14 protein-coding genes are annotated in these 14,395 nt (G+C 63.2%); 5 read left to right on the top strand and 9 right to left on the bottom strand.

Features of this window, described 5'->3' with window-relative positions:
* Positions 1 to 4 precede the first annotated feature (4 nt).
* The 5 genes from M5C56_RS16305 to M5C56_RS16325 form a co-directional block, all read right to left on the bottom strand.
* The gene (locus M5C56_RS16305) at positions 5 to 1,345 is read right to left on the bottom strand and encodes an imelysin family protein (RefSeq protein WP_103498273.1); all 1,341 of its coding nucleotides are present in this window, start codon (positions 1,343 to 1,345) and stop codon (positions 5 to 7) included.
* A gap of 172 nt (positions 1,346 to 1,517) precedes the next feature.
* Entirely contained in the window at positions 1,518 to 3,569 is a 2,052-nt protein-coding gene (locus M5C56_RS16310; RefSeq protein ID WP_103498274.1) for a bifunctional diguanylate cyclase/phosphodiesterase, read from the bottom strand.
* 286 nt (positions 3,570 to 3,855) lie between these two features.
* Entirely contained in the window at positions 3,856 to 4,452 is a 597-nt protein-coding gene (sodB, locus tag M5C56_RS16315; RefSeq protein WP_103498275.1) for a superoxide dismutase [Fe], read from the bottom strand.
* Positions 4,453 to 4,631: 179 nt separating this feature from the next.
* Positions 4,632 to 5,234 (bottom strand): LysE/ArgO family amino acid transporter, encoded by a 603-nt coding sequence (locus M5C56_RS16320; protein ID WP_103498276.1) that lies wholly within the window; start codon positions 5,232 to 5,234, stop codon positions 4,632 to 4,634.
* A 5-nt stretch (positions 5,235 to 5,239) separates the two neighbouring features.
* On the bottom strand, positions 5,240 to 5,641 hold the full coding sequence (locus tag M5C56_RS16325; RefSeq protein WP_103498295.1) for an ACT domain-containing protein: 402 nt from the start codon (positions 5,639 to 5,641) through the stop codon (positions 5,240 to 5,242).
* A 95-nt stretch (positions 5,642 to 5,736) separates the two neighbouring features.
* On the opposite strand from M5C56_RS16325, the gene M5C56_RS16330 reads away from it, so the two are divergent.
* The 4 genes from M5C56_RS16330 to M5C56_RS16345 all read left to right on the top strand — a co-directional run bounded on the left by M5C56_RS16330 (position 5,737) and on the right by M5C56_RS16345 (position 9,234).
* A complete protein-coding gene (locus tag M5C56_RS16330; RefSeq protein WP_103498277.1) occupies positions 5,737 to 6,630 on the top strand; it encodes a LysR family transcriptional regulator ArgP in 894 nt (297 codons plus the stop codon).
* A 52-nt stretch (positions 6,631 to 6,682) separates the two neighbouring features.
* Positions 6,683 to 7,681, top strand: a complete 999-nt coding sequence (locus tag M5C56_RS16335) for an NAD-dependent epimerase/dehydratase family protein (RefSeq protein ID WP_103498278.1) — start codon at positions 6,683 to 6,685, stop codon at positions 7,679 to 7,681.
* A gap of 114 nt (positions 7,682 to 7,795) precedes the next feature.
* Entirely contained in the window at positions 7,796 to 8,644 is an 849-nt protein-coding gene (locus M5C56_RS16340; protein WP_103498279.1) for an ATPase, read from the top strand.
* Positions 8,645 to 8,904: 260 nt separating this feature from the next.
* Positions 8,905 to 9,234, top strand: coding sequence for a hypothetical protein (locus M5C56_RS16345; protein WP_103498280.1), 330 nt, complete (start codon positions 8,905 to 8,907; stop codon positions 9,232 to 9,234).
* Positions 9,235 to 9,249: 15 nt separating this feature from the next.
* Here M5C56_RS16345 and M5C56_RS16350 read toward each other — a convergent pair whose 3' ends face one another.
* Positions 9,250 to 10,368 (bottom strand): enoyl-CoA hydratase/isomerase family protein, encoded by a 1,119-nt coding sequence (locus tag M5C56_RS16350; RefSeq protein ID WP_103498281.1) that lies wholly within the window; start codon positions 10,366 to 10,368, stop codon positions 9,250 to 9,252.
* Positions 10,369 to 10,498: 130 nt separating this feature from the next.
* On the opposite strand from M5C56_RS16350, the gene ung reads away from it, so the two are divergent.
* A complete protein-coding gene (gene ung, locus M5C56_RS16355) occupies positions 10,499 to 11,191 on the top strand; it encodes a uracil-DNA glycosylase (protein WP_103498282.1) in 693 nt (230 codons plus the stop codon).
* 129 nt (positions 11,192 to 11,320) lie between these two features.
* Here ung and M5C56_RS16360 read toward each other — a convergent pair whose 3' ends face one another.
* The 3 genes from M5C56_RS16360 to M5C56_RS16370 are packed head-to-tail and all read right to left on the bottom strand — an operon-like array spanning position 11,321 to position 14,333.
* The gene (locus tag M5C56_RS16360) at positions 11,321 to 12,835 is read right to left on the bottom strand and encodes a tripartite tricarboxylate transporter permease (protein WP_103498283.1); all 1,515 of its coding nucleotides are present in this window, start codon (positions 12,833 to 12,835) and stop codon (positions 11,321 to 11,323) included.
* Between the two features lies 1 nt (position 12,836).
* Positions 12,837 to 13,295, bottom strand: coding sequence for a tripartite tricarboxylate transporter TctB family protein (locus tag M5C56_RS16365; protein WP_103498284.1), 459 nt, complete (start codon positions 13,293 to 13,295; stop codon positions 12,837 to 12,839).
* Between the two features lie 57 nt (positions 13,296 to 13,352).
* On the bottom strand, positions 13,353 to 14,333 hold the full coding sequence (locus M5C56_RS16370) for a tripartite tricarboxylate transporter substrate binding protein (RefSeq protein ID WP_103498285.1): 981 nt from the start codon (positions 14,331 to 14,333) through the stop codon (positions 13,353 to 13,355).
* Between the last annotated feature and the right edge of the window lie 62 nt (positions 14,334 to 14,395).

Consider the following 14,395-nt stretch of genomic DNA (forward strand, 5'->3'; position numbering starts at 1 on the left):
CCGATCAGAAATCGTGATCGGCGTTATCCGGGTTCAGGTCGCTGATGCCCAGCTTGGCCGCCGCCTGCTCGATGGAACCGGTCTGCTTGACCAGCGCGGAGATGGCGTCACGCACGATCTTGTTGCCAGGCTCGTTGCCGGACGCGATCAACTGGTCGTAATGCTCACCCTTGTTGGCGTGGTCGACCATGATCTGGATCTTCGCTTCGGTGGCCTGCAGGTCGTTCTTCAGTGCTTCGTCGGTCGCCGGGTCGGCCTTGGCCACCAGGGAGGACAGGCTCGGGCCGGTCAGCTTGGTGCCGTCGACACGGGTGTATTCACCCAGGTAGACGTTGCGAATGCCCTTGGCATCGTAGAAGTGCGAGTTATGGGTGTTGTCGCTGAAGCAGTCTTGCTCGTCTTCCGGCGAGTTGGCCTCCAGCGACACCTTCATGCGCTCGCCCGCCAGTTCACCGAGGGACAGGCTGCCCATGCCGAACAGCATCTTGCGCAGGCCACTTTCCGCCGGCTCGGCTTCCAGGCTGGCGCGATAGTTGTCGGCCACACCCGGTTTCCAGTTGCCGACCATCTCTTCCAGGTCGTTGACCAGCAGTTGGGTCACGGCCTTGAGGTAGGCACGCCGACGATCGTTGTGCCCGCCAGTGGCGCCGGCACCTTCCAGGTAGTCCGAGGCCGGACGGTTGCCGGCGCCCGGGCCGGTGCCGTTCAGGTCCTGGCCCCAGAGCAGGAATTCGATGGCGTGGTAGCCGGTGGCGACGTTGGCTTCGGAGCCACCCAGCTCGTTCAGGCTGGCGAGTTTTTCCGGGGTGATCTCGCTGACATCGACCTTGTCTTCGCCGACCTGGATCTGCGGATTGGCGATGATGTTGGCGGTCGCGGCCGGATTGCCCAGGGCATGTTCGTAGGAGCTGTCGACGTAGTCGATCAGGCCTTCATCCAGGGGCCAGGCGTTCACCTGACCTTCCCAGTCGTCGATGATGGTGTTGCCGAAGCGGAACACTTCGCTTTGCAGGTACGGCACGCGGGCGGCGATCCAGGCGGCGCGGGCGGCCTTGAGGGTCTCTTCGTTCGGCTTGGCGAGGAAGGCGTCGACAGCGGCTTGCAGGTTCTTCGCGGTGGATTCGGCATCGCTGAACACGGCGAAGACGATCTCGGTGTAGTGGGCGACCACGGCCTTGGCGGCGGCTTCATCGACCTTGGCGGCGGCATCGTCGGCGGGCACCTGGGCGGCCGCGGCAGGGGCCTGGGTGGCCGCTGTGGATTTTTCCTTGTCCTTGTCGCCACAACCGGCGAGGGTGATGGCGATGGCCAACAGACTGGCGGTGGCCAGAGGCATGCGAATCATGGCGAACATCCTGCTTCGAGAGGGGGGATGGGGGCGCACGGCCCCGCAAAACCGGCACATAATGCGAAGGATTTGCATTCTGTGTAAAGGGCTTAGTGATTGAAATATTTGGTATTAAAACCCCGGTTGATCCCGGCGGATTTTGCAGGTGCGAGCTTGTTGGCCCCGAGCCTTACAAGATCGCCGCATTGCTGCGCTGTGCCTGCTTGAGATACGCCGCCAGCTCCCGGGCCGGCAGCGGCTTGCTGTAGTGGTAGCCCTGGCCCTCGTGGCAGCCTTCGGAAATGATGTAGGCCTCCTGCTCGACGGTCTCCACGCCTTCGGCGATCACCTGCATGCCGAGGCTCTTGCCCAACTGGATGATCGCCCGGACGATGGTCGCGTCGTCGTCGTCATCGAGCAGGTCCTGGACGAAGCTCTTGTCGATCTTGATCTTGTCCAGCGGCAGGCTCTTGAGATAGCTCAGCGACGAGTAGCCGGTACCGAAGTCATCGATGGCGATCAGCGCGCCGGAGCGGCGCAGGCTCAGCAGGTGCTGGGCGGCGGTGCTGATGTCTTCCATCAGGCCGGTTTCGGTGACTTCCAGTTCCAGGCTGCGCGGCGGCAGGCGGTACATCTGCAGGAGGTTGTTGACCACCCGCGGCAGCTCGGCGTGGTGCAGTTGCACGGTGGACAGGTTGACCGCCATGCGCAGGTCGCTGAAGCCCTGGTCGTGCCATTCGCGCAACTGGCGGCAGGCCTGGTCCAGCACCCATTCGCCGATGGCGATGATGGTGCCGTTCTGCTCGGCCAGGGGAATGAACAGGTCCGGCGGTACCAGGCCGTGTTCCGGGTGCTGCCAGCGGATCAGTGCCTCGACGCCCACCACCCGGTGGTCGCGGTAGCTGATCTGTGGCTGGTAGACCAGGTAGAACTGATTGCGGTTGAGGGCTTCGCGCAGGTCTTTTTCCAGTTCGCGACGGCGGCGCATTTCGCTGTCGACGCTGGCGATATAGAACTGGTAGCGGTTGCGCGAGCGGGTCTTGGCCAGGGTCATGGTCTGTTCGGCTTTCTGCAGCAGCTTCTCGGTGCTGTCGCCGTCTTCCGGGAACAAGGTGATGCCGATGGTGGCGCGCAGGCGGATTTCCTGGTGATCCAGGGCAAACGCTGCTTCCAGGTCGTCAAGGATACTCTGGGCCAGCTCGGCCGCTTCATAGGGTTGTTCGATATCGGCCTGGACCAGGGCGAACTGGTCGCCACCCAGCCGGGCCAGGGCGCCGAGGCGACCGCTGTGGGCGCGCAGGCGGTCGGCCAGGGCGAGCAACAGTTGGTCGCCGACCTGGTAGCTGAATTGTTCGTTGATGCCCTTGAAGTCGTCCAGACCCACGCAAAGTACCGCGACCCGACGTTGCAGGCGCCCGGCGTCCACCAGGATCTTGTCCAGTTGCTGTTGCAACTGCTGGCGATTGGGCAGGCCGGTGAGGAAGTCGTACTGGGCCATGCGCAGCAGGCTGTTTTCCGCTTCGTGACGCAGGTGGGTGTTGCGCTCGATGGATGCCAGCAACTGGTTGGCGGTGTTGACCCAGATGCCCAGTTCGTTCTTTTCATGGCCCTTGAGCTGCGGCAACAGGTGTTCGCTGGGGCGGTCCGGGTTGACGGTACTCAGGTGCCCGATGATCCGCGACAGCGGTTTGGTCAGCAGCCAGTGATAGACCAGGTACAGCACCAGGCCGAGGAACAAGGCCCGCAGCACGCCGGAGATGAAGATGATCACCGAGTTGACCAGGAACCCCTGGCCGTAGGTGGCGGTGTCGAGGGTGATGCTCAGGTCGCCGTAATATTCGCTGTAGGGGCCGCGACCGACCAGTTGTGTGCTGAAGGTGCTTTCCTGGCCAAGGATAGGATCGGTCAGCCAGCGGCTGGAAGTCTTTTGCAGATCGCGGGATTTTTCCGCGAGCATGGCCTCGTTGGGATGGCCGATGGAGGCCATGCGCACGGCGTCATCCTGGAACAGGCCTTCGATCACTTGCATGCCCATCTCGCGGTCGAGGCTGTAGACGGCCTGGGTCGAGGGGTCGCGGAACATATCGAGAATGCGCTGGGCATCGCTGGCCACGGCCTGCCGAGTCTTGTAGGCATCAAAGACGATCTGCGCACAGCTCAGTACGGCGCCGACAATCAGCGCCGACAGCAGCACGACCCGGAGCAACTTCACCGACAAGCTGTTCTTGAGTTCCAGCTTCAAAGGGCTATTCCTTGTTCCGTGCGGATGGCATCAAGTTGCCATGAGTATTGGCAATCCGGCCCGGTCAGTCAAAGGGACAATGCAAGCGGCGAGAACCCGTGCTCATGCTTGGCCGATCAGGTGGCTCCCGGACTCTTCAGGCCATGGAGACTGTGTCGGTCGCTCAAGCCGTCTACTTGAGGGGCTAGCGCGTCATTTTCCCGGATTATTCAGGTTAGTTCCTGTCGGCGTGGCAGGCATAAAAAAACCCGGCGAGGCCGGGTTTTTTTGCGCAGCGGGTTCAGTCTCAAGCGGTGAAGGCTTTGCCTTCGAACTGCTCGGCGACGAATTTCCAGTTCACCAGGTTCCAGAACGCCTCGACATACTTCGGACGGACGTTGCGGTAGTCGATGTAGTAGGCGTGTTCCCAGACGTCGCAGGTCAGCAGCGGGGTGTCGCCGCTGGTCAGCGGGTTGCCGGCGCCGATGGTGCTGGCCAGGGCCAGGGAGCCGTCAGCCTTTTTCACCAGCCAGCCCCAGCCGGAACCGAAGGTGCCGACGGAAGTCTTGGTGAACTCTTCCTTGAACTTGTCGAAGGAACCGAACGCGGCGTTGATGGCTTCAGCCAGCTTGCCGGTCGGTTGACCGCCGGCGTTTGGCGCCAGGCAGTTCCAGTAGAAAGTGTGGTTCCAGACCTGAGCGGCGTTGTTGAAGATGCCGCCGGAGGAAGACTTGACGATTTCTTCCAGGGTCTTGCCTTCGAACTCGGTGCCTGGCACCAGGTTGTTCAGGTTCACGACATAGGTGTTGTGGTGCTTGTCGTGGTGATACTCCAGGGTTTCCTTGGAGATGTGCGGCTGCAGGGCATCATGTGCATAAGGCAGCGGAGGCAATTCGAAAGCCATGGTGATTCTCCTAATCAGGTCAGTTGCGGTGAGCGCAAGGCCGATCACGGCGGCCATACAGGCGTGCGCCGGGGAGTTTGTACTCTTTGCGGCGCAAGACTCGGATCATAGCACCGGGGTGGCGGCTTAACCACGCAACAACTGTGTGGAATAGAGGTTCCAGAGCCTTTTGGAATAAGTCAGCCGGCGCCGATCAACTGGGCGGCGACGCTGAACATCATCACGGCCACCAGCAGGTCGAGCAGGCGCCAGGTGGCCGGGCGCGCCAGCCACGGGGCCAGCCACGCCGCGCCTAGGGCCAGGCTGAAGAACCACAGCAGCGAAGCGCTGGCGGCGCCCATCACGTAGGCGCCGGGCTCGGTCTGCTGGGCGCCGAGTGAACCGATCAGCAGCACGGTGTCGAGGTACACGTGGGGGTTGAGCAGGGTCACGGCGAGAGCGCTGAGCAGTACGGCGCGCAGTGAGCGCACGGTCTGGCCTTCGCCTTGTTGCAGGCTCTGGCGGGAAAAGGCCCGGCGCAGCGCCAGGCTGCCGTACCAGAGCAGGAAGGCCGCGCCACCCCAGCGGGCGAACGCCAGCAGCGTCGGGTTGTGTGCCAGGACGGTGGCGAGGCCGAAGACCCCCGCGGCCACCAGGATCGCATCGCAGAGTACGCACAGGGCCGCCACCGGCAGGTGGTGTTCGCGACGCAGGCTCTGGGCCAGGACAAAGGCGTTCTGTGTGCCGATCGCCATGATCAGGCCGGCGGCCACCAGCATGCCATTTAGATAGCTCTGCCACATGACGCTTACTCCCCGTGTTCGGCCAATTGCCGCAAGACCTGCAGGGCGCGTTCGGCGTCGTCGCGGCCGACGAACAGGTGGTCGTGGTAATAACCGGCGATCACGTTGCAACTGATACCGGCTTTGCCCAGGGCGCCGGCGAAAGCGGCGGTGAGGCCGACCGCTTCCAGGGCCGAGTGCACATTGAGGGTGATCCAGGCCGCCAGATAGTCGAACGGCAGGCCGAGGGCCTGGGCGTCTTCGCGACGCAGGATGACGGTCAGGCCTTCGCGTTCGCGAAAGCTGCCGATGGGCTCGCGGCCATTGAGCCGGCTGGCGTCGGTCAGGCTGCAGAAAACGTAGTCGCCCTCGTTGAGTTCGGGGCTCATGCTGCGCAGCAGCACGCTCAGGGAAGTTTCGCCGGCCATGTCGGTGTCCTTGGATAAACAGTGGATGTGGGCATTCTGCGGGGCGATGTTGTATAAGAAAAACCAATAGTGCTGATCGCCCATTAGGAAAACTGATGTTCGACTATAAATTGCTCTCCGCCCTGGCGGCCGTGGTCGAGCAGGCCGGCTTCGAACGGGCGGCCCAGGTGCTGGGGTTGTCGCAGTCGGCGATTTCCCAGCGGATCAAGTTGCTCGAAGCCCGGGTCGGCCAGCCGGTGCTGGTGCGGGCCACGCCACCGAGCCCGACCGAGATCGGCCGGCGCCTGCTCAATCATGTGCAGCAGGTGCGTCTACTTGAACGCGACCTGCAGAGCCAGGTGCCGGCGCTGGACGAGGAGGGCCTGCCGGAACGCCTGCGTATTGCCCTGAATGCCGACAGCCTGGCGACCTGGTGGGGCGAGGCGGTGGGGGATTTCTGTGCTCGTCAGCACCTGCTGCTGGACCTGGTGGTGGAAGACCAGACCGTGGGCCTCAAGCGCATGCGTGCTGGCGAGGTGGCCGCGTGTGTCTGCGCCAGCGAGCGCCCGGTGGCCGGCGCCCGCAGCGTATTGCTGGGGGCAATGCGCTATCGCGCGCTGGCCAGCCCGGCGTTTATTGCCCGGCACTTTCCCCAAGGCATCGATGCGCAGACGCTGGCCCGCACGCCGGCGCTGGTGTTCGGTCCGGACGACTTTCTGCAACACCGTTACCTGGCGGCACTGGGCGTGGAGGGTGGTTTCGAACATCATCTATGCCCCTCATCGGAAGGCTTTATCCGCCTGACCGAGGCTGGCCTGGGTTGGGGGCTGGTGCCGGAATTGCAGGTGCGCGGGCAGCTGGCCCGGGGCAGCCTGGTGGAATTGATCGCGGATAAAACCATCGATGTGCCGTTGTACTGGCATCATTGGCGCAACGGCGGGCAATTGCTCGGGCAGTTGACCGAGCACCTGGCGCGTTCGGCGGCGCAATGGCTGGTGCCTCTGGCATGATCGGCGGCGTCCAGGTAGCAGGCAGGACGAATCAAGGTATGTGGAGCAATCGATGAAAATTCTGGTTACCGGCGCAAGCGGCTTTATCGGCGGGCGCTTTGCGCGTTGCGCCCTGGAGCAGGGCCATGAGGTGCGGGTCAATGGCCGCCGGGCCGAGAGTGTCGAGCATCTGGTGCGGCGTGGCGCCGAGTTTATCCAGGGCGACCTCAGCGACCCGCAGTTGGTGCGCGAGCTGTGCCACGATGTCGAGGCCGTGGTGCATTGCGCCGGCGCGGTGGGTTTGTGGGGGCGCTACCAGGACTTCCACCAGGGCAATGTGCTGGTCACCGAGAACGTGGTCGAGGCCTGCCTCAAGCAGCAGGTCCGGCGCCTGGTGCACCTGTCGTCGCCGTCGATCTATTTCGACGGTCGTTCGCACCTGGGTTTGACCGAGGAACAGGTGCCCAAGCGCTTCAGGCATCCGTACGCCGCTACCAAGTACCTGGCCGAACAGAAGGTTTTCGGCGCCCAGGAGTTCGGCTTGGAGGTACTTGCCCTGCGTCCGCGCTTTGTCACCGGTGCCGGCGATATGAGCATCTTCCCGCGCCTGCTGAAGATGCAGCGCAAAGGCCGGCTGTCGATTGTCGGCAACGGCCTGAACAAGGTCGATTTCACCAGCGTGCACAACCTCAACGAAGCCTTGCTGAGCAGCCTGCAGGTCGGTGAATCAGCCCTGGGCAAGGCCTACAATATCAGCAACGGCACCCCCATTCCGTTGTGGGATGTGGTGAACTACGTGATGCGCCAGATGCAGGTGCCGCAGGTGACCCGCTACCGCTCCTTCGGCCTGGCCTACAGCGTCGCGGCCTTGAACGAAAGTGCCTGCGCCCTCTGGCCGGGACGCCCGGAACCGACCCTGTCGCGCCTGGGCATGCAGGTGATGAACAAGGATTTCACCCTCGACATCAGCCGCGCCAGGCATTATCTCGGATACGACCCCAAGGTCAGCCTGTGGGCGGCCCTCGACGAGTTCTGTGCCTGGTGGAAAGCCCAGGAGCCTGCGGCCGTTTAAATATTCGGTTACCACAACTGAACCGAGTTCCGGGTTCAGGGTCGATCAGAGCGGCGGGTTGGGGGGTTATACTCGCCGTATTTCGCTATCACTGCGGTTCAGAAAGGTTCCTTCATGCGTAACGATGCCAACGACGATTTCGATGATGTGCCCAGCCTGCGTGCCGATGCGGACGACCATGAGGAACATGTGGGCACCGCGCCCGTGCGTGAACGCACGCGTACCCAGGTCGCCGCCACGCCACGGCTCAAGGTCAAGGTGCCGAGCACCGGGCCGCTGTGGGCGCTGGTCGGGGCCTTGTTCATTGCCTTCGCTGGCCTTGCCTGGTGGAGTTTCCAGCAGATCAGCCTGATGGAGCAGCAACTGGTGGCGACCCAGGAAAGCTTTGCGCGTATCAGCGAGGAAGCGGCTGGGCGTTTGCAGGCGATTTCCGGGAAAGTGGTCGCCAGCGAGTCAAGCGTCAACAGCGACAGTGAAGCGCTGAAGTTGCAGATCCGTCAGCTTGAAGGCAAGTTGCTTGAGCAGGGCCGCCAGCAACAGGGCGTTGCCGGGCAGGCCACCGGCCTTGAGCAGCGGCTGCAACAGATGAGCGCGCTGACGGCGGACCAGCAGACCGCCAACACCCAGTTGCAGGCCCAGGTCAAAAGCCTGACGGCGGAACTGGCCAGCCTGAAGGCCGGCCAGGGCGACGCGGGCAAGCTCGACGCGCAGGTAAAGAGCAACGCCGCCGAGATTGCCGCCTTGAAAAAGCAGGGTAATAGCAGCGCGGCGGTCGAGCGTATCGAACAGGAACTGATCGTGCTCAAGAGCGAGCAGGACAACCGTCAGGCCGCGGGTGGGCAGGCGGGCTCCAATACGGCGGAGTTCGATGCTTTCCGTGGGCAGGTCACGCGCAATATCACCACCCTGCAGAACCAGATCCAGAACCTGCAGGAGCAGATCAGCGCCAAGCCCGGAGCATAGCGCCTGGCTTCAGGGCCTCTTCGCGGGCAAGCCCTGCTCCTACAGTTTCGTGTCGTACACAAGATTTGTATTCGACGCTGAACTGTAGGAGCAGGGCTTGCCCGCGAAGCTTTTGGCGACCACGCGGTATGGCGGGGGAATTTTTGGTTTCAGGGCACTCGCCAAGGGTTTCACGGTCTGATCAGGTGTAGGCGGGCATTGGCCCGCCTACGTCGGTCAGCGTCGCTGTCCGGCGCCCCTTAGCGGTCCAGGAGGCCGCCATGTACCCTCGAATCCTTCTCGCTGCAAGCCTGTCCCTGCTGCTGTCCGCGTGCGTGCCCTACTACGATGGTGGGGCCACCTACTACCGCTCCGATGTCTACACCGCCCCGGCCCCGGCCTATTACTACGGCGACGGCTCCTACTACCGGCGCGACTATTATGTACCCGCGCCACGCTATTACGCACCGACCTATCGCCCTTACCCGAACCGGGGTTGGGGTTGGGATCGGCATCAATGGAGCGGTGACGACCATGGCGGCCGCGGTGGTCACCGTGGCGACGGTGGCCGTGGACACGGCAACGGCAACGGCAACGGCAACGGACGCTGACCCGGGCAACTTCGATCAGTAGTCCGACAAGTCCGCCAGCGGGTGACGTCCCTCCCAGGCCTTGTGGAAGTGCGCCTCGACCACCGCTTCCGGCACGGCGGCGATATCCGGCCAATGCCAGCGCGGTTCGCCGTCCTTGTCGATCAGCCGTGCCCGCACGCCTTCGCTGAACTCCGGATGACGGCAGCAGTTGAGGCTCAGGGTGTATTCCATCTGGAACACCTGCGCCAGCGACAGGTGCCGGGCCCGGGCGATCTGTTCCCAGACCAGGTGCGCGGTCAGCGGGCAGCCTTCCTTGAGTTGCCTGGCCGCCCGGGCCAGGCGTTTGTCGGCGTCTTCGGCCAATTGCGCAATGGCCTTCCAGGCACAGTGCACATCGCTGACATCCAGCAATTCATCGATGCGATCGCGTAGCGGCAACCATTGCGCCTGCGGCTGCGGTTGCTGATCGCGGGCCTGACGCTCCAGGGCCTTGAGCAGGCTGTTGAGCTGCATCGCCGTCTGTTCCTGCCAATTGAGTTGCAACAGCCCTTCGATCAGCTCTTCCTGTTGATCGTCGGCCAGGAGCCGGTCAGCCAGGCCCAGGTCGATGGCGTCGCGTGCGTTCATCTGCGCGCCGGTCAGGCCGAGAAACAAGCCCAGCTTGCCCGGCAGTCGCGAGAGGAACCAACTGGCGCCGACATCCGGGTACAAGCCGATGCCGATCTCCGGCATCGCCAGGCGGCTGCTCGGGGTGACGATACGAATGGATGCGCCTTGCAGCAGGCCCATGCCGCCGCCGAGGACATAACCATGGGCCCAGCACAGCACCGGCTTGGGATAGGTGTGCAGGCGATAGTCGAGGCGGTACTCCGAGGCAAAGAACACGCTGGCCAGCGGAGGTACGGCGCCGGGGTGCGCCTGGCAGGCCTGGGCCAGGCTGCGCACTTCGCCGCCGGCGCAGAAAGCCCGGGCGCCGTTGCCGCGCAACAGCACGCAGGCAATGTTCGGATCCCGCGCCCAAGTCTCCAGACGTTCGTCCAGAACCTGGATCATCGGCAGGGACAGCGCGTTGAGGGTGTGTTCGGCATCCAGGGTGGCGATACCCAGGCGGGCACCGTTGATACCGGTGAGCTCTTCGAAATGCAGGTTCATCGTGACCTCGCTACTCGTTGAATGCACAGTATGATCCTTGTGTGGGAAAGTGCCGGTTCTGTCGCGGATCAATTGACAAGCGTGATGGGCTTTCCTAGTGTCCGCCCCATTGTTATTTCCGGACACGATCATGACCGACGAAGACCGCATCAAACTCGAGCCCAGCTGGAAGCAGGCGCTCCGTGAAGAGTTCGACAAGCCCTACATGAGCGAGTTGCGAGAATTTCTGCGCCAGGAGCGTGCCGCCGGCAAGGAAATCTATCCGCCGGGCCCGCTGATCTTCAATGCCATGAACACCACGCCGCTGGATCAGGTGAAGGTGGTGATCATCGGCCAGGACCCCTACCACGGCCCCGGTCAGGCCCATGGCCTGTGCTTTTCGGTGCAGCCAGGTGTTCCGGCGCCACCGTCGCTGGTCAATATCTACAAGGAATTGCAGCGCGACCTGAATATCGACATTCCCAAGCATGGCTACCTGCAAAGCTGGGCCGAGCAGGGCGTGTTGTTGCTCAACACCACCATGACCGTGGAACGCGGCATCGCCGCCTCACACGCCAATCGTGGCTGGCAGTTCTTTACCGATCGGATTATCGAGGTGGTCAGCGAGCGCCAGGACAAACTGGTGTTCCTGCTGTGGGGTGCCCATGCCCAGGGCAAGCAGAAGCTGATCGACGCGACCAAGCACCTGGTGTTGAAGTCGGTGCATCCGTCACCGTTGTCGGCCTATCGCGGGTTTATCGGTTGCGGGCATTTCAGCCGGACCAACAAGTTCCTCGAGCAGAACGGCCTGGCGCCGATTCAGTGGGCCTTGCCGCCGCTCTGACGGTCTTGCCTACCCCCTGTAGGAGCGAGCTTGCTCGCGATGGACGGGGCATCAGACTACCCGCGTTATCGTTGACCACCATCGCGAGCAAGCTCGCTCCTACAGGGAGAAGTTACAGTTCGTCAGTTCTCAAGCATTCGCCAATGCGCGGCGCTGGGCCGAACGCTTGCGCCAGATCCGCAGCAACGGCATCAGCAGCATGATCGCCGTCAGTGCCCAGACACCCGCCGTGATCGGGCTCGACCAGAGAATTTCCAGCGCACCGTTGGAAATCGACAGCGCCCGGCGCAGGTTCGACTCCATCAATCCGCCGAGGATAAAGCCGAGCAATACCGGCGACAGCGGGAAATCCAGTTTGCGCAGGATATAGCCGAAGATACCGATGCCGACCATCAGGAACAGGTCGAAGGTGGTGGCGTGGACGGCGTAGACCCCGATCGCGGTGATGATGGCGATCACCGGCACCAGCGCCCAGTTCGGCACGGCGAGGATGCGGGTGAAGATACGGATCATCGGGATATTGAGGATCACCAGCATGACGTTGGCGATAAACAATGACGCGATCAGACCCCAGACGATGTCCGGCTGCTGCTGGAACAACAGCGGGCCGGGAGTGATGTTGTACAGCGAGAGGGCGCCGATCATCACCGCCGTGGTCCCGGAACCGGGGACGCCGAGGGTCAACATCGGCACCAGGGCACCGCAGGCCGAGGCGCCGATGGCGGTTTCCGGTGCGGCGAGGCCACGTTTGTCACCTTGGCCGAAGGTGCCGCTGGCACCCGCCAGGCGTTTTTCCGTCATATAGGCCACGGCACTGGCCAGTGTCGCGCCGGCACCTGGCAACACGCCCATGATGAAACCCAGCAGGCCGCAACGGATATTCACCACGAACACCGAGGCGGCTTCCTTGAAGTTGAACATCATCCGCCCGGTAGCTTTCACCGCTTCCTGGCCGCGATGGGTCTTTTCCAGCAGCAGGAGGATTTCACTGATGGAAAACAGGCCCAGCACCAGCACCACGAACTGGATGCCGTCGGTGAGGTGGATATTGTCGCCGGTGAAACGGTACACACCGCTGTTGGCATCGATCCCGACACTCGACAGGAACAGGCCGATCAGCGCCGCGATAAAAGTCTTCAGCGGTCGGTCGCCGGCCATGCCGCCAAGGCAGACGATGGCAAAGACCATCAGCACGAAGTACTCCGCCGGACCGAAGGCAATCGCCCATTTCGCCAGCAACGGGGCGAACAGCACCATGCCGCAGGTGGCGATAAAGGCGCCGATGAACGAGCTCCAGGCCGACAGCGACAGGGCTACGCCGGCCAGGCCCTGGCGGGCCATGGGGTAGCCGTCGAGGGTGGTCATCACGGTGGAGGCTTCGCCGGGGATATTGAGCAGGATCGAGCTGATCCGCCCGCCGTATTCGCAACCCAGGTACACCGCCGCCAGCAGGATCAGCGCCGACTCCGGCGGCAGGCCGAGGGCGAAGGCAATCGGGATCAGCAGCGCCACGCCGTTGATCGGGCCCAGGCCCGGGAGCAGGCCGACGACGGTGCCGATCAGGGTCCCGCACAGCGCGGTCACCAGGTTGTAGGGGCTCAGGGCGACGCCGAAGCCCTGGCCCAGATAGCCGAAAGTATCCATGTCAGTTCTCCAGTACGTCGAGCAATCCGAGGGGCAGCGGCACGTCCATGGCTTTATCGAACAGCAGATAAAGTCCGATGCTCATCAGGCTGATGATCAGCGCGCTCGGCAACCAGCGGCCGCCGTACAGGCGCGCCATGGGGATGCCCACCAGGACACTGCTGAGGATGAAACCCAGGGATTCGAAGGTGGCGGCGAACGCCAGCAACAGCACCACGCAAACACCGATCTTGCGCAAGGTGGCAGGGTCCAGCGGCGGCTCTTCTTCGCTGTGCACGATGGGGGTGGGACGAAACAGCAGGTACAGCAAGCCCAGGCCCATCAGGCCTAGCATCAGTAGCGGGTAGGCGCGGGGGCCGACCGGTTCGTAGGAAAAAGCGGCCTGATAGGGCCAGGCCATCAATGCCAGGCCGGCGCAGGCCAGCAGCAACACGACGGCAAACAGTCGTTGTAGAAGCATGGGACGAACTCCTGTGGCGCGCCCCTTTGCAGGGGCGCGAACGCTAGGCGCGGATGATCACTGGATCAGGCCGAATTCCTTGGCCAGCACCTTGTAGTCGGCGACCTGTTTCTTCACATAGGTGTCGAGCTCGGGGCCGGTCATGGCGAAAGGGAAGAGTTCGCGCTGGTCACGCAGCTTGGCGAAGTCTTCCGAGGCCAGGAGTTTGTCGAAGGCGGCTTTCCACCAGGCGTAGTCTTCGTCACTGACCTTTGGCCCCAGGTAGAAACCGCGCACCACCGGCCAGACAATGTCGTAGCCCTGTTCCTTGGCGGTGGGGATGTTCTTCATTTCCTCTTCGTCCAGGCGCTTTTCGGCGAACACCGCCAGCAGGCGCATATCGCCGCTCTGGATATGGGGCATGGAGTCGGAAATGTCGGTGCTGCCGACCTGGATATGTCCGCCCATCAGCGCGGTGACGATTTCACCGCCGCCTTCGAGGGCCACATAGCGCAGGTCACGCGGGTTGATCCCGGCGGCCTTGGCGATCAGCGCGGTCTGCATCCAGTCCTGGCTGCCGACGGTGCCGCCGGAGCCGATGACCACCTTGCTCGGGTCGGCCTTCAGCGCCTTGACCAGGTCGTCGAGGGTTTTATACGGCGAGTCGCTTTTCACCGCGATGGCCCCGTAGCTGGTGCCGACGGCCGCCAGCCAGCGCACCGCGCCTTCGTCGAAGCGGCCGAACTTGCCTTGCGCCAGGTTCAGCAGCGAACCGCTGGACCAGGCCACGAGGGTGCCGGCATCGGCCGGGCGCTGGGCGACCACGGCGTTGTAGGCCACGGCCCCGACGCCACCGGGCATGTAGGTGACACGCATGGGTTTGCTGAGGATCTTTTCGTTGACCAGGGCACTTTGCGCCAGCTTGCAGGTCAGGTCGAAACCACCGCCGGGGGAGGCCGGGGCAATGCATTCGGGGCGTTTGGGTTCGGCGGCGCAGAGGTGTCCGGCAAACAGCAGGCAGCCGGCGGCGAGGGCGAAGGTGCGCAATGGCAACATCATGGGTGACTCCATTATTGTTCTTATTCGAACGAAAACGCATCGAGGCGTTTTCGGGTTTCCAA

This window comes from Pseudomonas sp. MWU13-2862 (genome assembly GCF_023242495.1).
Taxonomy (GTDB): Bacteria; Pseudomonadota; Gammaproteobacteria; order Pseudomonadales; family Pseudomonadaceae; genus Aquipseudomonas; species Aquipseudomonas gingeri_D.